This window comes from Papillibacter cinnamivorans DSM 12816, from assembly GCF_900176335.1.
Classification (GTDB): domain Bacteria; phylum Bacillota; class Clostridia; order Oscillospirales; family Oscillospiraceae; genus Papillibacter; species Papillibacter cinnamivorans.
The window spans coordinates 35,453-36,146 of record NZ_FWXW01000013.1 but is presented as its reverse complement, the minus strand read 5'-3'; the positions used below and the strand labels follow the sequence as shown (position 1 = coordinate 36,146).

1 protein-coding gene is annotated in these 694 nt (G+C 58.2%); it reads right to left on the bottom strand.

The features are described from left to right. Positions 1 to 694: hypothetical protein (locus B9A13_RS13400; RefSeq protein WP_159448151.1), on the bottom strand; the 694-nt coding region annotated here is incomplete at both ends.

Below are 694 nucleotides of genomic sequence, written 5' to 3'. Positions count from 1 at the left end.
CGGATATCCATGGCCGTATCCGCTCCGGTGAGGCTCATACCGATTTGCAGGGCGGTTCCCAAAAGCGTCACATCGTCGGTATAGTTCCCCAGTATCACCTGCCGGAGAGACTCCGCAAGGTACTCCTCCGCCCTGCCCGAATCCGTGCCCTTTGTCTGCCCATCCCGCGCCGTTTGGTAATCCGGGGATTCCCAGAGGGAAACGTCCGCGAGACTGTACGTACCGTCTGCCCCGTGGGAGGTTTCCCCGTTTCCAGTATATCCCTCTTCCTCCCGGGAAGCAACCGTTTCCTGGGGAAGGGGGACGTACAGGTTATAGAGGTCCAGGATCTCCTGTTCCCTCTGCTCCTGCCGCTGGCGGTCGATCTCTTCCGTCCATTCGGCGATAAAGCGGTCCAGGTCCCGCCTGTTTTCGGCGGCATACTGTTTTTCCAGCAGATCCAGCGTCTTCTGCTCACGCTCCGCATTATCATACTGATATGCGTCGGAAAAACCCTGGATCTTTGCTTTCTGCAATTGGATCGCTTTTTCCAGGCTCTTCAGCCGGTCGGCGGGGCTTGCCATGTTCTCCTCGGCGTACCGGTTCTCCCGGAGCATCCTGCTGTCCGCGGCGGCTGTGTCCGGCTTATGTTCCTCTTTGGATTCCAGACTGTCCGCCGGGGTGTAAGGAATGCTTTCCGGGTTTACCGTTTTAC